At 72.0% G+C, this 20,206-nt stretch carries 12 protein-coding genes; 11 read left to right on the forward strand and 1 reads right to left on the reverse strand.

Annotated features, from left to right (window positions below):
• The first annotated feature begins 57 nt into the window (after positions 1 to 57).
• The 7 genes from H7A73_RS09805 to H7A73_RS09835 all read left to right on the forward strand — a co-directional run bounded on the left by H7A73_RS09805 (position 58) and on the right by H7A73_RS09835 (position 15,086).
• The gene (locus H7A73_RS09805) at positions 58 to 1,470 is read left to right on the forward strand and encodes a serine/threonine-protein kinase (RefSeq protein ID WP_182065792.1); all 1,413 of its coding nucleotides are present in this window, start codon (positions 58 to 60) and stop codon (positions 1,468 to 1,470) included.
• On the forward strand, positions 1,467 to 7,340 hold the full coding sequence (locus tag H7A73_RS09810) for an Ig-like domain-containing protein (protein WP_182065793.1): 5,874 nt from the start codon (positions 1,467 to 1,469) through the stop codon (positions 7,338 to 7,340). The genes H7A73_RS09805 and H7A73_RS09810 overlap by 4 nt, the downstream gene beginning before the upstream one ends.
• Before the next feature lie 67 nt (positions 7,341 to 7,407).
• Positions 7,408 to 8,379 carry an AAA family ATPase gene (locus H7A73_RS09815; RefSeq protein ID WP_182065794.1) on the forward strand — a complete coding sequence of 324 codons (972 nt, stop codon included), beginning with the start codon at positions 7,408 to 7,410 and terminating at the stop codon, positions 8,377 to 8,379.
• A gap of 98 nt (positions 8,380 to 8,477) precedes the next feature.
• On the forward strand, positions 8,478 to 9,791 hold the full coding sequence (locus tag H7A73_RS09820) for a DUF58 domain-containing protein (RefSeq protein ID WP_259362818.1): 1,314 nt from the start codon (positions 8,478 to 8,480) through the stop codon (positions 9,789 to 9,791).
• Positions 9,792 to 9,802: 11 nt separating this feature from the next.
• A complete protein-coding gene (locus H7A73_RS09825) occupies positions 9,803 to 12,265 on the forward strand; it encodes a DUF3488 domain-containing protein (protein ID WP_220456600.1) in 2,463 nt (820 codons plus the stop codon).
• Complete coding sequence (locus tag H7A73_RS09830; protein ID WP_411469310.1) at positions 12,262 to 14,253, forward strand: zinc-ribbon domain-containing protein; 1,992 nt, start codon at positions 12,262 to 12,264, stop codon at positions 14,251 to 14,253. Before H7A73_RS09825 ends, H7A73_RS09830 begins: the two co-directional genes overlap by 4 nt.
• A gap of 65 nt (positions 14,254 to 14,318) precedes the next feature.
• Positions 14,319 to 15,086: a hypothetical protein gene (locus H7A73_RS09835; RefSeq protein ID WP_182065798.1), complete on the forward strand. Its 768-nt coding sequence runs from the start codon at positions 14,319 to 14,321 to the stop codon at positions 15,084 to 15,086.
• A 17-nt stretch (positions 15,087 to 15,103) separates the two neighbouring features.
• Here the strand turns inward: H7A73_RS09835 and H7A73_RS09840 are convergent, their stop codons facing one another.
• A complete protein-coding gene (locus H7A73_RS09840; protein ID WP_182065799.1) occupies positions 15,104 to 16,096 on the reverse strand; it encodes an asparaginase in 993 nt (330 codons plus the stop codon).
• A 34-nt stretch (positions 16,097 to 16,130) separates the two neighbouring features.
• On the opposite strand from H7A73_RS09840, the gene H7A73_RS09845 reads away from it, so the two are divergent.
• From H7A73_RS09845 to H7A73_RS09860, 4 genes are all read left to right on the forward strand, one after another.
• Positions 16,131 to 16,640, forward strand: coding sequence for an OsmC family protein (locus tag H7A73_RS09845; RefSeq protein WP_071404620.1), 510 nt, complete (start codon positions 16,131 to 16,133; stop codon positions 16,638 to 16,640).
• 6 nt (positions 16,641 to 16,646) lie between these two features.
• Positions 16,647 to 17,618, forward strand: a complete 972-nt coding sequence (locus tag H7A73_RS09850) for an FKBP-type peptidyl-prolyl cis-trans isomerase (protein ID WP_071404621.1) — start codon at positions 16,647 to 16,649, stop codon at positions 17,616 to 17,618.
• Between the two features lie 2 nt (positions 17,619 to 17,620).
• Positions 17,621 to 18,733 carry a 1-deoxy-D-xylulose-5-phosphate reductoisomerase gene (dxr, locus tag H7A73_RS09855; protein WP_182065800.1) on the forward strand — a complete coding sequence of 371 codons (1,113 nt, stop codon included), beginning with the start codon at positions 17,621 to 17,623 and terminating at the stop codon, positions 18,731 to 18,733.
• Positions 18,734 to 18,857: 124 nt separating this feature from the next.
• Positions 18,858 to 20,192, forward strand: a complete 1,335-nt coding sequence (locus H7A73_RS09860) for a M50 family metallopeptidase (RefSeq protein WP_182065801.1) — start codon at positions 18,858 to 18,860, stop codon at positions 20,190 to 20,192.
• Positions 20,193 to 20,206 lie beyond the last annotated feature (14 nt).

Below are 20,206 nucleotides of genomic sequence, written 5' to 3' on the forward strand. Positions count from 1 at the left end.
TACAATGACATGGCCACGTCGAGAGAGCTGGCCGCTCGGCCGGGGGAGGAGAGGACGATGGCGAGACGCCTGCCGTCCGACCCGCCCGTGATCGGCGGTTTCAGTCCTGTGCACGTCCTCGGGTCCGGTGGCTTCGCCGACGTCTTCCTCTACGAGCAGGACATGCCCCGACGACAGGTCGCGGTGAAGGTGCTGCTGGACGAGGTCGTCGACGACCGCGTCCGCCAGATGTTCCAGGCCGAGGCCAACCTGATGGCCCGGCTCAGCACGCACCCGTCGATCCTCACCGTCTTCCAGGCCAGCGTCGCTGCTGACGGACGTCCCTACCTGGTCATGGAGCTCTGCTCCTCGTCCCTCAGCGAGCGCTACCGTCGCGAACCGATCCCCGTGTCCGAGGTGCTGTCGATCGGCATCCGCATCGGTTCGGCGCTCGAGACCGCACACCGTGAGGGCGTGCTGCACCGCGACATCAAGCCGTCGAACATCCTGCTGACGGCCTACGGCAACCCCGTGCTCTCCGACTTCGGCATCGCCGCGACGATCGGGGGCACCGACCCGGACGAGCCGATCGGCATGTCGATCCCGTGGTCCGCGCCCGAGGTCCTGATCGACGAGTCGCGCGGCACCATCCAGTCGGAGGTGTACTCGCTCGCGGCGACCGTGTACTCGCTCCTCGCCGGGCGCAGCCCGTTCGAGGTCCGCGGCGGCAAGAACGGTGCGAACGACCTGATGCACCGGATCGACAAGGGCGGCGTGAAGCCCACCGGTCGCACCGACGTGCCGCCCTCGCTCGAGCGCCTGCTCGCGACGGCGCTGTCCCGGAAGCCGCAGGGACGTCCCGCGACGGTGATCGAACTCGTGCGTGGGTTCCAGCAGGTCGAGGCCGAGCTCGGCATCCCGCAGACGTCCGCCGACGTTGCTGTCGAGGCCTGGGCGATCTCGACGCCGACCCCGCACGGTGACCGCACCGTGATCCGTGAGCTGCAGCCACCCACCCGGGTCGGCGGGCGTCGTCGCACCCGCCGCGCGGTGCAGGGCGGGGTCGTGGCCGGCGGTTCGCACAGCGTCGGCACCGTGCACCGCACGGGGTCCGTGACCCGTGCCCGGCGCCGGACCCGTTCGACCCTGGTGTGGGCGACGTCCCTCGCCGTCGTCGTGGTCGCCGCCCTCGCGATCGCCACGGTCGTGGTCGTCGGTCGGCTCGGCGCCGGGGCCATCCCGGTCGTGGACGAGGTCCGTGCCGAGCCGTCGCCGCAGTCCGTGTCCTTCAGCTGGACCGACCCGGGGCTGCGCAGCGGCGACACGTACGTCATCTCGTCCGACGGGTCCTCGAGTCAGCAGACCGGCACGACGTTCGTCGTCTCCGGCGAGCGGGGCGACGAGGAGTGCATCGCCGTCGCCGTGAACCGTGACGGCAAGACGGGCGCGGCGAGCGCGCAGAAGTGCGCGACGATCGGGAGCGCCGGGTGATCCGGGCACTCCTCGCCAAGCACCGCTCCGCCGCCGTCACCACCGGTGCCTCGGTGCTCGTCGCCGCCGTCGTCGCGACCACCGCCATCGTCTCCACCGGGTACCACACACAACGTGTCGACCTCGGCGACGGCACCGTGTGGGTGCCGTCGGCCGAGTACGGCGCGGTCGGCCGGGCGAACACCGGCATCCTGCAGTTGAACACCGCGGTCGAGACGGCCAGCGACGACCTGTCCGTGCTCCAGCGCGGCTCCACCGTCTACAGCGTCGACGAGACCAAGGGCACGGTCGCCCGGGTCGACGTCGCCGACGCCACCGTGGGTGACGCGATCACGCTGCCGGCGGGGACGCCGCAGGTCTTCTTCGCGGGCGACACCGCGGTCGTCGGCAACGCGGACACAGGCGAGCTCTGGGCGACCCCCGCGAGCGACCTCGCCGAGTTCGACGCGTCGGCCAAGGCAGACCTGACCCTGGGCGCCGACACCGTCTTCGACGCCTCCGACGGCCACGTCGCGGTCTACTCCGCGAAGACCGGGACGGCGTCGTTGGTCGACGTCGGCGCGACCCTCACTGTCGCCGAACGGTGGAAGGTCGACATGGACCGGGGCGACGACTTCCAGGTCGCCACGTTCGACGGGCACCTTGCCGTGCTCGACCGCACGAGCGGTGCCCTGTCGGTCGACGGCCGCACGGTCGAGCTCGGCGACCGGGTCGGGTCGTCGCCGGCCCTCCAACGGTCCTCCGACAGCACCGCCCAGGTCACGGTCGCGGGCACGGCGGGCCTGGTCCGCGTCAGCGCCTCCGGCACCGTGGACGCCACCGCACTCCAGGTGTCCGGACGAGCCGCGCGGCCCTACGTCGACGGCTCCTGCACGTACGCGGCCTGGGCAGGCGGACAGGCGATCGACACGTGTGACGGCAGCGCGTTGCAGCGGCTGGCGAGCACCGGCGGCACGAGCGAACTGCAGATCCTGCACAACGGCGCCACCGTCGTCGCCAACGACCCGACGAGCGGCCGTTCCTGGGCCATCGACCGGAGCGGTCAGCTCATCGACAACTGGGCCGACCTGATCAAGCAGGACGACGACCAGCAGCAGGAGCAGGTCTCCGACGACGACCCCGAAGTCGACAAGGACCAGAAGCCGCCGGTTGCGGTGGACGACGAACTGGGCGCTCGTCCGGGACGCACCACGAGCCTCCCGGTCCTGCTCAACGACTACGACCCGAACGGTGACCCGATCATCGTGAGTGAGGTCGGCACCATCTCGAAGTCCGCCGGCCGCGTCGCGATCGTCGGCGACGGTCAACGTCTGCAGGTCACGCTGTCGTCGCGCGCCACCGGGACCGTGACGTTCCCGTACACGATCACCGACGGCAACGGGGGATCGGACACCGCGACCGTCCGGATCAGCGTGCGCCCCGACAGCGAGAACGAGGCCCCGCGACAGGTCCGCGACACTTCGGCCGACGTCGTCCAGAACGGGCACGTCGTCTCGAACGTCCTCGGCGACTGGGTCGACCCGGACGGCGATCCGGTGTACCTGGAGTCGGCGACCGCGTCGAACGGCGACCGGGTGTCCACCACGCCGGACGGCCTGCTCGACTTCCGGAACGACAGCGGCCGCACCGGTGAGCGGTCGGTGCAGCTGGTCGTGAGCGACGGACGCGCCGACGGACGGGGAGCCGTGACGGTACGGGTCGCCAAGCAGGGCGCCGTCCCGCTGCGCGCCGATCCGTTCCCCGTGTCCGGCTACGCCGGCAAGGCCTTCACGGTCGAGCCGCTCGACCACGTGCGCGGTGGCAACGGCACCGTGACGCTGACGAGCGTGTCGTCCGCGTCCGGGCTCACGGTCACCCCGAGCTACGACGCAGGGACCTTCCGGGTGCAGGGGGAGCGGGCGGGCGACCACCAGCTCGAGTACACGGTGACGGACGGCGTGAAGACCTCGAGCGGCATCGTCCGGGTGACCGTCCTCGCGCCGCCGGATGCCTCGACGGCGCCGATCACCACGCCGAAGACGGTGTTCGTCAACACGCTGTCCACGAAGGACACGGACGTCACCGCGACCGACATCGACCCGGCGGGTGGTGTGCTGCTCGTGACGGCGCTGGACGGGCCCGCACGGGGCAGCGGTGTGCAGGCGAGCATCCTCGACCAGCACACGGTCCGCGTCACGCTCACGGCGCCGCTCGACGGTCCGGTGTCGTTCGGGTACACGGAGACGAACGGCCTGGCGTCGTCCCCGGGCACGATCACCGTCGTCGAGATCCCGAAGCCCGACCGCATCCAGCCCCCGGTCGCCCAGCCGGACACCGCCACCGTGCGCGTCGGAGACGTCGCGAACATCGACGTGCTCGGCAACGACACCCAGCCCGAGGGCGAGCCGTTGACGCTCCAGCCCGAGCTGGTGCAGAACGTGCCGGGCGACGGCGGCCTGCTGTTCGCCTCCGGCGACCACCTGCGCTACCTCGCCCCGAAGACGCCGGGCAACCACACCGCCGTCTACCGCGTCGCCGGGCCGGACGGCCAGTACGCCGACGCCGCGGTGTCGATCTCGGTGCGCGAGCGCGACGCCGCCACGAACAACCCGCCGGTCCCGCAGACCGTCACCGCGCGCGTCGTCGCCGGGTCGTCGGTGCGGGTCAGCGTGCCGCTGAACGGGATCGACCCGGACGGCGACTCCGTCCAGCTGGTCGGCGTGGGGTCCAACCCCGACAAGGGATCGGTCACCGACGTGGCCTCGGACGCCCTCACCTACGAGGCGGGCGACTACTCGGCCGGCACCGACGAGTTCACCTACACCGTCGTCGACGCCCTCGGAGCCCGCGCCACCGGCACCGTGCGGGTCGGCATCGCACCCCGTGCCGAACAGGCCTCGAACCCGGTGGCCGAGGCCGACCACGTCACGATCCGCCCCGGCGGGTCGGTGACGGTGCGCGTCCTGCAGAACGACTCCGACCCAGAGGGTGGGCAGCTGACCGTATCGCAGGCCGAGCCGACCGCCGAGGACGTCACCGCGAAGGTCCTCCGGAAGCAGCAGATCCGCGTCACGCCCCCGAAGTCGGCGACGAGCGGTGACTTCGCGGTGCTCTACACGGTCGCGAACAGCAGCGGGGGATCGAGCACGGCGTTCCTCACGGTGACCGTCGACCCCGACGCCCAGCCGCTCCGGCCCGAGGTCGACGACACGACCCTCGACCTGCAGGACATCCTGCACCGGCAGAGCGTGACGGTCGACGTGCTCGACAACGTCTTCTTCGCCGAGGGCACCGCTGCCGACCTCCGGGTCGGGGTCGTCCCCGGTTACGGTGACACGGCGACGCCGACCGACGACGGCCGCATCACCGTCCGGTTGACCGACGACTCGCAGGTGATCCCGTTCTCGGTCGCCCGGGCCGATCACCCGGACATCGTCTCCTACGGCTTCATCAACGTGCCGGGCTTCGACGACGCCCTGCCCCAGATCAACCGCAGCGCCGGTGCGGTCACGGTGAAGAGCGAGGCGACCGTCCGCATCCCGCTGCAGGACTTCGTCGTGACGGCGAACGGCGAGACCGCGAAGATCACCGACCGCGGCACGGTCAAGGCCACCCACGCCAACGGGCAGAGCCTGGTGGTGGACTCGTCGACGCTGCAGTTCACGTCAGCGAAGCTCTACTACGGCAAGGCGTCGATCTCGTTCGAGGTCACCGACGGGTCGTCCGCGAACGGCGGCAAGGGCCGCGTCGCCACGCTCGTGCTCCCGATCACGGTCACGCCCCGGTCGAACCAGCCGCCGGCGTTCACGGGGTCCTCGCTCGAGATGCAGCCGGGGGAGACGCGCAAGATCGACCTGACGAAGCTGACCGACTACCCGTACCCGCGGGACCTGCCGGAACTCCGGTACTCGATCGTCGGCCGGCCCGCTGCCGGCACGACCGCGTCGATCGCGAAGCAGCAGCTCACGATCGCGGTCGCCGACACCGCGAGGAAGAACACCACCGCGTCGATCGGGATCGGTGTCGCGGACGACGCCAACAGCGGTCGCGCCGGCACCGTCACGGTGGGCGTCGTCGCCTCCACCCGTCCCGTGGTCCAGCCAGGCGCCGACCGCTCGGTGGCCAAGCGTGGAGCGACCACAACCATCGACGTGCTCACGAACGACCGGCCGACCAACCCGTTCCCGGGAGAGCGGCTGCGCGTCGTGAACATCCGGGGTCTGTCCGGCGGGCTGCCGAGCGGCGTCACCGTGACGCCGAGCGGTGACCGCACGCGCCTGCAGGTCTCGGTCGCGGACGCCGCGAAGCCCGGCGACGCCCACCTGCAGTACCAGGTGGCGGACGCGACGAACGACCCTGACCGGTACGTCTGGGGCGACGTCACCATCTCGGTGCAGGACGTCCCGGAAGCTCCTGGAGCGCCCACCCGCACCGGCTCCTACGACGGCGGTCAGGTCACGCTCACCTGGTCGACACCGCAGGGGAACAACTCGCCGATCACGGGCTACCGCGTCGTCGGGACCAACGGCGTCTCGAAGAACTGCGGGACCGCGACGGTGTGCACGATCACCGGACTCGATCCGAAGGCGTCGTACCGGTTCCAGGTCGTCGCGACCAACGCGATCGGTGACTCGAAGCCCTCGGCCCGCTCGGGTCCGATGAGTGCGGACTTCGTGCCGGCACCGCCGAAGGGCATCACGGTCACGCCCAGCAAGGCGACGCCGAACCAGCTCGACGTCAAGTGGGGCAAGGTGTCCGCGCCCAACAACGGCAGCGCGGTCGACGACTACATCGTCACGATCGAGGGGCCCGGCCTGTCGACGACGCGGCACACCGGCACCGCCACCAGCACCTCGTTCACCGGCGCCCAGAGTGCAGCCCAGTACAAGGTCACCGTGTCCGCTCGCAACGCTGCCGACCGCAACGGCACCGTCGTGCAGTGGAACTCCGCGTCCGCCACCGGCAGTGCCGTCGGCACACCGGGCGTCCCGACGCTGAACGCGTCGCGCGACGTGTCGCCCGGGCGGACGAACGTGTCGCTCAGTGCGGCCGAGAGCGACTGGGCCGGGGGTGGCCGAACGCTCACGATCGTGCGGTACCCGCCCGGGGCGAACATCCCGAACGGTTGCTCGACCACCGGCTCGGACAAGCGCTGGGACGGCGGCAGCGCCAACGACACGCTGAACTCGAACGGCAACTTCCAGTACGTCGCGCTCGCCGACAACGGTCTGTTCTGCACGCCGAGCCGTGCGGCGTCCGTGCAGGGGTTCTCCGCTCCGGGGACGGCGTCGGCCGACATCGGCGTCGAGCGGTTCAGCGAGGACGACGGCACTTTCGCGATCCGCATCCGGAACCCACGAGCCCAGCCGAGCCCCAACGGATCGATCGACCACTACGCCTACTCGGTCAACGGCGGCGGCCTCGTGTCCTTCGGCGGGAACGGCGCCTGGGTCACCGGTGCCGCGTTCGGCGCGACGGTGAGCGTGACCGTGGTGGCCTGTGCGGACGGCACGTCCAACTTCTGCGGGGACGGCTCCACGGTGGGCGGGCTGCGCCCGGTGCAGACCCGCGCTACGCTGCCGGATTCCGTGACGGCGGGGACGCAACTGACGGTGACTGCTCCGCCGCAGAACGCCGGGCTCCAGCCGACCGGCTACCGCGTCGTCTTCTGCGCCTCTCGGTACTACCAGCTCTGCGGAGAGGGCACGGTCTACGCGCCGGACGCCCTGCCGACGGTCGAGGACGCACCGCTCTCGCGTTACGTGTACGTCGCGGCGATCGTCGACGGCCACGAGGACCCGAACCCGCCGAGCGCGTCGATCGATGCGGCACCGGAACCGGAGCAGCCAGCTCCCGAGCAGCCCGCCCCGGAACCCGCTCCCGGCGGCTGACGCCCGCCCGACCTGCCCAGACCCGCCCTCCGCCGCACCTCTCCCCACGACCGAAGGACCATCCCGCATGAGCATGACCCCGGAGCAGGCCACCTGGTTCGCCGACGTCGCAGGCCGCATCGTGACCAACGTCGAGCAGGTGCTCCTCGGGAAGACGTTCGTGATCCGCCTCGCGGTCACGGCGATGCTCAGCGAGGGGCACCTGCTCCTCGAGGACGTCCCCGGAACGGGCAAGACGAGCCTCGCCCGGGCGATGGCGCAGAGCGTGCAGGGCACCACGAACCGCATCCAGTTCACCCCTGATCTGCTACCGGGCGACATCACCGGCATCAGCGTCTACGACCAGCGGACGCAGGAGTTCGACTTCCACCGCGGGCCGGTCTTCGCGAACATCGTGCTCGCCGACGAGATCAACCGTGCGAGCCCGAAGACCCAGTCCGCGCTGCTCGAGGCGATGGAGGAGTCGGCGATCACGGTCGACGGCGTCAACCACCGTCTCGCCGCGCCCTTCATGGTCATCGCGACCCAGAACCCGATCGAGCAGGCCGGCACCTACCGCCTGCCCGAGGCGCAGCTCGACCGCTTCCTCATGAAGACCTCCATCGGCTACCCCGACCACGCCGCGACGGTGAAGATCCTCGAGACCTCGTCCGCACCGTCGGCTTCGGTCCCGCTGGCGAGCGTCGTGCCCGCCGCGACCATCACCGAGATGGCCGCGCTGGCGCGCACCGTGCACGTCGATGCCGTGATCGCCGACTACGTCGCCCGCCTGGTGGACGCGACCCGCTCCGCGAGCGAGGTCCGGCTCGGCGTGAGCGTCCGTGGGGCGATGGGCCTGATCCGCGCTTCCCGTGTCCTCGCGGCGCTGAGCGGCCGGCACTACGTCACGCCGGACGACGTGAAAGCGCTGGCCGTCCCGGTCCTCGCGCACCGCCTGGTGCTCGACGCCGAGGCCGAGTTCGACGGCGTCAGCGCGCCGAGCGTCATCGCGCAGCTCCTGGTGGAGACCTCGCCGCCCGCCGACCGGGTCACGACGTGACGGACCGCCGGCCCGTCTCCACGCGCTCGCGCCGTCCGTCCTCGACGCGGTCGCGTCGTGGCACGACGGCGTACGAGCGCACGGGGACGGTCACCGGCATGACCAACGTCCGGACGCGCATCGTCGGTGACCGCGAGGGCGTGGCAGCTGATGCGGTCATCGGGATCGTCCGGCTCTGGGCAACGGCCTGGAGGCTCGTCCTGCGTCTCTGGGACGAGGTCTCGTCTGTCGTCACCGGGCTCGGGTGGACGGTCGCCGCCCTGACGCTCGTCGCGTTCGTGACCGGCTACCGGTTCGGGCTGCGGGAGATCGTCGTCGTCGGGTTCGCCGGCGCCGTGCTCGCGGTGGTCGCCGCGGTGGCGTTGATCGGCCGGTCGCGGCTGGCGATCCGGATGCGGCTGCCGCAGCACCGTGTGGCGGTCGGCGACGACGCCGGCGTGGTCATCACGGCCGAGAACCCCACGCGTCTGCCGTCGGTGCCGACCACCGTCGAGGTGCCGGTCGGATCCGGCCTGGTCGACGTCGCGATCCCGGCCATCGGGCCGCACGGTACCTTCGAGCGGCAGGTCCCGGTCCCGACGCTCCGCCGCGGGGTGCTCGACGTCGGTCCGGTGACGGGTGTCCGCGCCGACCCGGTGGGACTCGTCCGCCGCGAGCTCGTCTGGACCGCCCGCGAGCAGGTCATCGTGCACCCGCGCACGATCGCGATCCCGTCGACGAGCACCGGCCTGGTGCGCGACCTCGAGGGGCAGGCGACGACGGACCTGTCGCCCGCGGACATCGCCTTCCACGCCATCCGCGAGTACATGCCCGGCGACGACCCGCGCACCATCCACTGGAAGTCGACGGCCAAGTCCGGCGCGCTCATGGTCCGGCAGTTCGAGGACACCCGTCGCTCGCACCTCGTCGTCGCGCTCGGCATCGCCCGAGGTGAGTTCGCCGACGACGAGGAGTTCGAGCTCGCGGTGAGCGCGGCCGCGTCCCTCGGCGCGCGGGCGATCCGCGACGGCCGTGAGGTCTCGGTCGTGGTGTCCCAGCGCACGCCCGAGTTCGCGAAGCGTGCCGTGTACGCCGTGCGGACGCTCCCCACCGTGACGCCGACGCGCCTGCTCGACGACTTCGCCTCGGTCGGCCTCGCTGACGCGTGCCTGCCGATCGCCGAGGTCTCCCGGATCGTCGGGAGCGACACCGAGGGCATCTCCGTCGCGTTCCTCGTGGTGGGGTCGACCGTCGGCCTGCCCGCGCTCCGACTCGCCGCCACGCGGTTCCCCGTCGGGGTGGAGGTCGTCGCGGTGATCTGCGAGCCCGAGGCCCAGCCGCGGTTCCTGCGCGTCGCGGGTCTGACGGTGATGACCATCGGCTACCTGGACGACCTCCGGCACGCCCTGCACCGATCGGCGTCGGCAGCATGAGCGGCGCTCCCGTGACCACCCCGGCCCCCGCCGTGGACCGGGCGAGGCGCTCGACGCGGCGTTCCGACCGTCGCGACGCACGGCGGCTCGTGCCGTTCCGGCTCGCCGGCGGCACGCTGGCGGTCTGGCTGTTGCTGGCCGTCGCGAGCACGTCCTGGTGGCCGGTGTACCGGGACGGCGCGATGATCACGGCCGCCGTCACGGCGATCGTCGTCGGGACGGTCGTCGCGCTCCTCGGCACCCTGTTCCGGCTGCCGACCGCCGTCGTGGCGATCGCGACCGTCGCCGCCTTCACACTCACCGGCGTCCCCGCCGCCGTGCCGAGTCAGGCCAACGGCCTGCTGCCCACCGGACGCGGACTCCTCGACCTCTTCGCCGGCGTCGCCCTCGGCTGGAAGCAGCTGGTGACCATCAGCCTGCCGGTGGGCTCCTACGAGGCGCTCCTCGTGCCGTACTCCGTGACGCTGCTCGTGGCCACGGTGACGGCCGTGAGCGTGGCGACCCGCGCCTCCAGGCAGGAACTCGCGAGCATCCCGGCACTGGTGCTCTTCGCGGTGGGCGTCGTCGTCGGGCCGAGCCGGCTCGACACGTCGATCCTGACCGCGGTCGTCCTGGTCGGCCTCGCCCTCGTCTGGGCGCTGACCGTGCGCCACGCGCGTCGCGCGGTCGCGGTGGCGACCACCATCGGTGCACGCGTGCCGGTGGCGCGGTCGATCGTCCGTCCCGCCCTGGTGGGAACCGGCACCATCGTGGCGGCGGCGGTCGTGGCGACCGGACTCGGACTCGTCGCACCTCCGTCGGGTGATCGCACCGTCGCACGCACGGACGTCGTGAAGCCGTTCGACCCGCGCGACTACGTCAGTCCGCTCAGCGGGTTCCGCGCGTACGAGGAGTCCACCGCCTCGGACGCGACCCAGCTCCGGGTGACCGGCCTGCCCGAGGGCGGGTTCGTCCGCATCGCGACGCTCGACACCTACGACGGCGTCGTCTACCGCGTGGGCGGGGCAGACGGCTCGGCCGGCTCGGGCACCTTCGAACGTGTGCCGACCGCGGTCGACGTCCGTGGCGTCCGGGGCACCACGGTCGACGTCGGTGTGACGGTCGACGGGTACCGCGGTGTGTGGCTGCCGACGGTCGGTGACCTGGAGCGCGTGGAGTTCACCGGTCAGGAAGCCGACGACGAGCGCGGCGCCTTCTTCTACAACGGATCGACCGGCACCGGCGCCGTGGTCGGCGGAGTGGGGGACGGCACGTCCTACGACCTGACGGCGGTGCTGCCCGACCAGCCGACGGAACGGCAGCTGGCCACCGCGCGCCCGGGGAGTGCCGCCGTGCCCACCGCACGGGACGTCCCCGACGCCGTGCGCGACACCGTGGAGTCCACGACGAAGGACGTGTCGGCACCCGGTGCGAAGCTCCTCGCCGCGGTGCAGTCCCTGCAGCGGAACGGGTACGTCAGCCACGGTGTGGGCGACGACCGGATGAGTCGGTCCGGCCACGGCGCGGACCGTGTCCAGGAGCTCCTCACCGCACCCCTGATGATCGGGGACCAGGAGCAGTACGCCGCGGCGGCCGCGCTGATGGCGGACGAGATCGGGTTCCCCGCACGGGTCGTGATGGGCTTCACGGCCGGGGGAGACTCGGGCCGCGACGGCGCCGCAGTGCGTGGCGGGACGACGACCTTCCGGGGGTCCGACGTCACGGCCCGCATCGAGGTGGACACCGCGCAGTGGGGATGGGTGATGCTCAATCCCAACCCCGAGGTGCGCGAGATCCCGAACGAGCAGCAGCAGACCCCGCAGCCGGTCACCCGACCGGAGACGGTCGTGCCGCCGCCCCCGGTCGACCAGCAGGACCAGGACCAGCAGGCGCCGCCCGAGAGCGACCGGAACACGCCGCCGGTGCAGCCGCTCTGGCTCCAGATCCTGCTCGCGGTGCTGCCCTGGGCCCTCGGGACCCTCGGTGTGGTCGCGCTCGTCCTGCTGCCGTTCGCCGTGATCGTGCTGCTGAAGCGACTGCGGCGCCGACGACGGCGGAACGCCACCACACCCCGCGGTCGCATCGTCGGCGCCTGGGACGAGTACCGTGACGCACTGCTCGACCGCGGGCACGACGTGCGGCGGTCCGCCACCCGACGCGAAGCCGTGGTCGGTGCACCGGGCGACGGCGGCGCCGGACTCGCCGCGCTGGCCGACCGTGCGGTGTTCGGTCCGAGCGATGCCGACCAGACCACCGCAGACCGCATGTGGTCGGCGACCGACGACGCGATCGATTCGCTCCGGAGGGGGCGGACCCGGCGGGAGCGGTTCCGCACCGCCGTCTCGCTCCGGTCACTGCGGGGAACGGGACGCTGTCCGTCGGCACGGTCCCGTCGGACGACCGACGGCCAGGCTGCGTCGGGGCACGGCGACTACGATGTCCAGAGGCCGGACGCGCGTCGTGGACGGCCGAGTGAGGACAGAGGCACCACGTGATCAGATGCGAACACTGCGGATCGATGCTCCCGGACGGAGCGATCTTCTGCGGTGAGTGCGGACGCGCGGTCACCGCCGCGGCGAACCGTCGCCCGGTCGCGCCGACCCCCGTCGAACAGGCACCGCCGCCACCGTTGCAACAACCCGACGCCCACGGCCGACGGTCCGACCCGGCCTCCGACGCCTGGTTGCCCGAAGCCACGCTGGATCCCGCCACGCGTGCCTGGCTCACCGGTGCCGACCGTCGTGGGACCGAACCGCCGGCACCCGTGCCGGTGCAGCGGCCCGACGACTTCGCCCCGCGCCAGGCCCCCTCCCACGTGCACGGTGCCGGGTCCGGGCTCGAGGACTGGTCAGGTGCACCGAGCCAGTCCGAGTCCGAGCCTCCCCTCGATCCCGACGCGTACCCGTCCGGACCCCTCGATGCCGACGACCCCGAACGCACGCGGATCGCGCCGGCTCCCGGTCGCCCCGAGACGCCCGAGGACCCGATCCGCGATGCTGCGTCGTCGGTCCCGGACCAGGCGGCGCGACAGCCCGTCGAGCCCCAGCCCGTCGAGCCCCAGTCCGTCGAGCCGCAGCCCGCTGCCGAGCCCCCCGTGCCGGTGTGGGCACCGCCAGCTCCCACCGCACCCCCGGCGGCACCCGCTGGTCCGTCCTGGTGGGTGGGCCGCGGTACCCCGGCTGCCGAGGCGCCGGCCGACCCGGTCGTCCCGCCGATGCCGGGAGCACCCGCCGAACCTGCTTCCGAGCCGGACACCGAGCCGGACACCGAGCAGCACGCCGCTGCTCCTGCGTCAGACGATGAGCTCGCCCGGCAGGCCCAGGAAAGACACGAGGGCAGCAACGCCTCCGGGACGGAGCCCGACGAGCTGGTCGTGGCCGCGTCGGAGAAGAGCGCCACCGACGACCAGCCGGCCGTCGTGTCGCCCCCGCAGCCCGGGGACACCGCCGTGGTCGAGCCGCTGATCGACCGTCGACCGCCCCGTCCGGCACCGCTCGTCACCCCGGGCATGCACGAGACGACCATCTGCCACGTCTGCGGCAACCGGCTCGAGCCCGATGACATCTTCTGCGGCGAGTGCGGAGCCGTCCGTCCGGCGGTCACCGCGGCCTTCACCGGCCCGGTCATGCCGCTGCCGATGGCCCGACCCGACTGGGCAGCCGAGGAGTCCGACGGCACGCAGGCCCCCGACGCGGGCAACGAGCCGGACGAACCGGACGGGTCTGACCCGGGTCCGGCTGAGCCCGCGGGTTCGACCGAGTCCGATGCGCGCGCCGCAGGCGACGAGCCGCACCACGGGATCCCGGTGGACGACGAGTCCCTGCGCGCCGAGGTCGAGCAGTCCGATGTCGGCCGTCGCCCCCGTGGGGCGCACGCTGCCCCGGTGATCGAGCCCGATCCGCCGACCGGGACGTCCGCCGTGCCGCGCACGCCGATCCCGCCGGTGCCCGGTTCCGCCACCGTCCCCTCCTCGGTGCCGTCCGCCACCACCACGGGCGCGCCCGCTGCTGCACCGCTGCCCCCGATCCCGGGAGCGACCGGACCCGCGCTGCCGCTCCCGCCCGTCGACCGGTCGGAGTCGCACCCGGTGGTCGATGCGCTCGACGACCCCGACGAGGACGTCGACGAGACCCGCATCGTCGCGAAGACCCCGACCCGGGCGCCGTTCGTGCTGCACTTCAGCACGGGCGAGCGGCTCGGGGTGCACGGCACGGGCCTGCTCGGCCGACTGCCGCGACCGCAGCCGGGGGAGCGGTACGACGACCTGCTGACCGTGCACGACCCGGGCAAGTCCGTGTCGAAGACGCACCTCGAGCTCGGCCGCGACGGCGACGACCTGTGGGTCTCCGACCGGTTCTCCGGCAACGGCACGGTCGTGCGGCACATCGACGGATCGATCCGCCGCTGCGAGCCCGGCCGGCGGTACCGCGTCGAACGCGGTGCACGCGTCGACATCGGTGAGCAGTTCTTCCTGGTGCAGTAGGCGACTTCTCCACAGATCGGGTCCCGGGCCGGCGCTGAGCCACTCGTTCCTGGTGCGATGGGGTCATGTCCCGGTTCGCCGCTCGTTGCGTGGTCGTGGGGGCCGCGGTCGCGCTCGTCGTGGCCGGGGTCCTCGCGCCGATCAGCGGCGCGGGGCAGGGTGTCCTGCTCGGCGCGGGTGCGTGCTGCGCCCTGGTCGACGTGGTGCTGCACCGTTCGGCGTCGCCGGACCCCGGGACCCCTCCGGTCGCGTTCGTCGCGCCGCCCGGGCCCGACCAGCCCGCCGAGCTCGAACCGCTCGGTGTGCCGGAGGCACCGACCGGAACGGTCCCCGAGGACGGCGACGGTACGCCGGCGATCGTCCTCGGGCACTGTCCGGGCGGCCGCGTGCTCCGGGTCGACGCCGCGTCCCACGTCGTGGTCGTCGGTGCCGGAGCACTCGCCGTCGCGGTGTTCCGCGGGCTCGCCGACCAGCTCCGAGCCGCTGCCGTCCACACCGACGAGGACCTGCGCTGGGCCGCTGCTCCCGAGGTCCTCGACGCCGTGGGGATCGGCAGCGCCGATCAAGCCCGGAGCACCCGGTCAGCGAGCACCCTGTCAGTGCACGCTCTGCCGTCGGGGACCTCGGTCGCGGTGCGGGTGGGCGCCGACGGCCGACCCCACGGCTCCGTGGTGCTCGTGGCCGGACTCGGATCGGCGCCCCGTCAGCGGGACGTCACCGTCGAGGTCTCGCGGTACGGCTGTTCCGTCCGTCGACCCGACGACCACACGGTCGACCGGGTGTCCCCGGCGCTGCCGGTCCTCGTACCCGACACCGTGAGCGCCGATCGATGACCAGCGCCGAGCGGCGATCAGCGCAACCCGGCGCCGACCCGCACCGCGCCGACGGGAACACCACCGCCGAGCACCCGCTCACCGGTCGCCTCGAGCACCTCGGCCACCCCGTCCGACGCGACGAGCCCGTTCCGCTCCAGCAGCGCCAGGGCCGCCAGGGTGCCGGCCCGCTGCGAGCCGTCGAGCACCTTCACGGCCACGGCGGCGCCTCCGGGCAAGCCCATGACCATGACGCCCTCGGCCCCGAGCTTCGCCAGTACCTGCAGGCGCTCGATGGTGACCGTGTTCGCGCGTCCGACGCCGTCGATCGCCCACGGGTGCGCCAGGACCGCATCGGTCAGCGCAGCGGAGTCGTCGTCGGCCCGCGCCACGACACCGGCGAACCCGCGTGCCAGCCCCGTCAGGGTGAGCGGGAAGACAGGGGCGCCGCAGCCGTCCGTGCCGACCAGGTCGACGGTCTCGTGCGTGTACTCTTCGACGACGGAACGCACCCGCTGCTGCAACGGGTGCTCGATGTCCAGGTACGTGGCTTCGTCCCAGCCGTTCACCCGGCAGGCCGCGAGCATGCCGGCGTGCTTGCCGGAGCAGTTCATCGCCAGGCGGCGGGGGCCGTCCATCGTCCGAGCGGTCCCGCGGTCGAAGGGCATGTCGGGCGGGCAGCCGAGGTCGGCTTCGACGTGGTCGAAGGACTCGAGCATGTGCAGGGCGAGCGCCTGGTGCGCCGCGGTGCCGGCGTGGCTCGCGGTGGTGAGGACGAGTTCCTCGTCGGAGAACAGCGCACCTGCACGGCGGACCGCCAGGGCCTGGAACGGCTTCATGGTGGAACGCGGGTAGATGCTCGCCGTCACGTCACCCACGGAGTCGATCACCGCGCCGGTCGCGTCGACGACGACGCCGGCGCCGACGTGCCGGCTCTCGTCGAACCCTGAGCGTTCGAGCACCGCCAGCTCGACGGAACCGTCGGCGGTGAGAGGATGGCGATCACTGCGGACTTCGGGGCTCACCGTCATGCCGCCATGCTAGCCAAGGCGAAGGGGCGCACCCGTGCACGACCACTCCTACGAGGTCTCCGTCAGCTGGACCGGTGACCGCGGGACCGGCACCTCCGGGTACCGCGACTACGGCCGCGAGCACGTGGTCTCCGCGACCGGCAAGCCCGACGTCCCCGGCTCCGCCGACCCGACGTTCCGCGGGGACCGTGACCGCTGGAACCCCGAGGAGATGGTGGTCGCGGCGCTGGCCCAGTGCCACATGCTCAGCTACCTGCACGTCGCGGTGACGAAGGGCTTCACCGTCGTCGACTACCAGGACACCGCGACCGCGTCGCTCCGCCTGAACCGCGACGGTTCGGGTGAACTGACCGAGGCGACCCTGCACCCGGTCGTCACGATCCTCGAAGCCGACCGGGTCGCGGACGCCGAAGCAGCACACGTCACCGCCAACGAGCTCTGCTTCATCGCGCGGTCCGTGGCGTTCCCGGTGCACCACGAGCCGCAGCTGGTCGTCCGACCTGCGTCATTGGCAGGGGACTCTTCGACAGGTGGGGCAGACTAGGTCCTCGTGAAGCGTCTCCGCCTGCTCCCGATCGCCATCGTCCCCGCCGTCGTGCTGGGACTCGCCGCCTGCTCCGGCTCCGGTTCGAACGGGTCCTCGGCCTCGCCGACCCCCTCGGCCAGTGCCACGGCCTCGGCGATCACCTCCTGCCCGGACCCGGGCAAGTCGTCCGATGCCATCAAGGCGACCGGGTCGTTCGGTGGACCGAAGGCCCCGACCGTGAAGTTCTCGTCCGGCCTGTCCGCGAAGACGCCGCAGGCCACCCGCCTCGTGAAGGGCAAGGGCGCGGCGCTCGACGAGGGCGACTACGCGCAGGTCTCCTACAGCGTGTACGAGGCATCGGACGCCAAGAAGCTCGGCACCGTCGGCTTCGACGAGGGCAACCCGCAGGTGCTCTCCGTCGGCGGATCGGGCTTCGGCGCGCTCCTCGCCTGCTCGAAGGTGGGCGACCGGGTCGCCGCGGTCGGACAGTCCTCCGCACTCGGCTTCAACACCGGCGGCGAGATCGTCGTGGTCGCCGACGTCGTCGCACAGACCCCGACCAAGGCGACCGGCACCCCGCAGGACCAGGACCCGGGCCTGCCCACGGTCAAGGACAAGGCCTCGGGCGAGCCGGAGATCACGGTCCCCGACGGTGTGAAGGCGCCCACGAAGACCACGGTCGAGGTGCTCAAGCAGGGCGACGGCACCGAGATCGCCGACGGCGACACCGCCCTCGTGCAGTACAAGGGCGTCGTCTACGACACCGGCAAGGAGTTCGACTCCTCGTGGTCGAAGGGTGTCCCCACCACCTTCACCGTGTCGGAGAGCGCGCTCATCAAGGGCTTCGTCACCGGGCTCGTCGGGCAGAAGGTCGGCTCACAGGTCCTGATCGTCGCCACGCCGGAGGACGCCTACGGTGCGAACCCGCAGGAGGGCTCGGGCATCCCGAAGAACGCCACGCTCGTCTTCGTGGTCGACATCCTCGCCAAGGGCTGACCGTGACGGACGGCCGCCTCGGCAGCACCGGTCCGGATCGTCGGCGGATCGTCGTCCTCGGCAGCACCGGCTCGATCGGCACCCAGGCGCTCGACGTCGTCGCCCGCAACCCCGACCGGTTCGAGGTCGTCGGGCTCACCGCCGGCAGCAACCGCGAACTCGTCGCCGAGCAAGCCGCCCGGTTCGGGGTCCGCGACACGGCGTTCGGCGCGGCCGACTCGGAGCAGCTCGTCCGGAGCGTCGAGGCCGACGTCGTCCTGAACGGCATCACCGGCTCGGTCGGCCTCGGCCCGACGCTTGCGGCGCTCGAGAGCGGTGCCACGCTCGCCCTGGCGAACAAGGAGAGCCTGATCGTCGGCGGCTCCCTCGTGCAGCAGGCCGCAGCGCCCGGGCAGATCGTGCCCGTGGACAGCGAGCACTCCGCCATCGCGCAGGCGCTGCGCTCCGGCTCCGACGCCGAGGTGCAGCGGCTCGTCCTCACGGCGAGCGGCGGTCCGTTCCGTGGGCGCACCCGCGAGAAGCTCCGCGACGTCACCCCCGCCCAGGCCCTGGCGCACCCGACCTGGGACATGGGTCTCGTCGTCACGACGAACTCCGCGACGCTGGTCAACAAGGGGCTCGAGGTCATCGAGGCACACCTGCTCTTCGACGTGCCGTACGACCGCATCGACGTCACCGTGCACGCGCAGTCGATCGTGCACTCGATGGTCGAGTTCGTCGACGGCTCCACCATCGCCCAGGCGTCGCCGCCGGACATGCGTCTGCCGATCGCGCTCGGCCTGGCCTGGCCGGACCGGGTGCCCGGCGTCGGTGTGCCGCTCGACTGGACGACCGCGAGCACGTGGACGTTCGAGCCGCTCGACCAGGACGCCTTCGGCGCAGTCGCCCTCGCGAAGCGCGTCGGCGAGCTGGGCGGGACGTTCCCGGCCGTGTTCAACGCCGCGAACGAGCAGGCCGTCGCCGCGTTCCACGCCGGCGCGATCGGTTTCCTCGACATCGTCGACACGGTCGAGCGCGTCGTCGAGGAGCACACCGCGGGGGAGTCGTCACTCGACGGCGTGCTCGCCGCGGAGCAGTGGGCGCGCACCGCTGCGGACCGCGCGCTGACCCGCTGACGCGAGTCGCGCCTCCCGGTCGACGCAGCGGCGGCAGACCGCGGACGGCGATGGACGGGAGGCCCGGATCACCTCGCAGACGGCGCTCGGCTCCGTCATGGAATCAGTCCCGTACTCTTTCCCGGTGACCGTCGAATCCGTCCTGCTCTTCGTCCTCGGCGTGGTCGTCTTCATCATCGGCCTGCTGGTCTCGATCGGACTCCACGAGCTGGGGCACCTGTCCTTCGCGAAGCTCTTCAACGTCAAGGTGACGCAGTACTCGCTGGGCTTCGGCAAGGCGATGTGGTCGTTCAAGCGGGGTGAGACCGAGTACGGGATCCGTCCGATCCTGCTCGGTGGGTACATCTCGATGGTCGGCATGCTCAAGCCGCGGGCGTCGGGCCGGGCCAACGCGATCACGAACACCGGCATGTACGGCGCGTTCGTGCAGGACGCCCGCCAGGCCAGCGCCGAGCAGATCGCGGACTCCGGTGGCGACGACTCCCGTGCCTTCTACCGCCTGACGCCGTGGAAGCGGATCATCGTGATGGTCGCGGGCCCGGCCATGAACCTGGTGATCGGCATCGTGCTCTTCGGTGTGCTGCTGTGCGGGTTCGGGGCGCCGACGACGACCTTCACGTCGAGCGTCGGGTGCGTGCTGCCGAACAGCCAGACGACCGAGTGCTCGCCGGGCGACGCGGTGTCCCCGGCGAAGCAGGCGGGCATCGAGTCCGGCGACGTGGTGCTCTCGGTGAACGGTGAGCAGGACCCCACGATCACCCGTGTCTCCGAGGTCTTCCAGGAGTCCGCCGGTGAGCAGGTCACCGTGGTCGTCGAGCGCGACGGTGCCCGCAAGACCCTCGAGATCACCCCGACGACCGCCACCCGCGACGTCTACGACACCGAGGGCAAGGTGGTCGAGAACGATGACGGCACCACGAAGACCCAGCGCGTCGGCGTGGTCGGTGTCAGCATCGGGCAGTCCCTGGTGCGGCAGTCCCCGGCCGAGGTGCTGCCCGCGACCGGCGCCCAGATCGCGGCGTCGGCGCACCTGATCATCGACCTGCCGCAGCGCCTGGTCGCGGTGTGGAACGCCGCGTTCGGCGCCCAGGAGCGGTCGCAGGACAGCCCCGTGTCGGTGGTGGGCGTGGGCCGTGCGATCGGCGAGGTCTCGTCGATGAGCGGTGTCCCCGTGGTCGACAAGGCGTACACGATCCTCGGGCTGCTGGCTTCGCTCAACATCGGCCTGTTCGTGCTGAACATGGTCCCGCTGCTGCCGCTCGACGGCGGACACATCGCGGGTGCGCTCTGGGAAGCGATCAAGCGACGGTCGTTCAAGCTCGTCGGCAAGGCGGACCCGGGGCCCATCGACCTGGCGAAGACGATGCCGCTGACGATGGTCGTCGTGGTGCTGTTGGCGGGCATGAGCGCGCTGCTCATCTACGCCGACATCGTGCGGCCGGTGAACCTGTTCGGGTAGTCGCTCCGGCGTTA

This window comes from Curtobacterium sp. ME12 (assembly GCF_903970855.1).
Taxonomy (GTDB): domain Bacteria; phylum Actinomycetota; class Actinomycetes; order Actinomycetales; family Microbacteriaceae; genus Curtobacterium; species Curtobacterium poinsettiae_A.

Coding starts and splice junctions, on each gene's coding strand:
- H7A73_RS09815 (WP_182065794.1), top strand. CDS start 7,408: ATGAGCATGACCCCGGAGCAGGCCACCTGGTTCGCCGACGTCGCAGGC.
- H7A73_RS09805 (WP_182065792.1), top strand. CDS start 58: ATGGCGAGACGCCTGCCGTCCGACCCGCCCGTGATCGGCGGTTTCAGT.
- H7A73_RS09835 (WP_182065798.1), top strand. CDS start 14,319: ATGTCCCGGTTCGCCGCTCGTTGCGTGGTCGTGGGGGCCGCGGTCGCG.
- H7A73_RS09840 (WP_182065799.1), bottom strand. CDS start 16,096: ATGACGGTGAGCCCCGAAGTCCGCAGTGATCGCCATCCTCTCACCGCC.
- H7A73_RS09820 (WP_259362818.1), top strand. CDS start 8,478: ATGACCAACGTCCGGACGCGCATCGTCGGTGACCGCGAGGGCGTGGCA.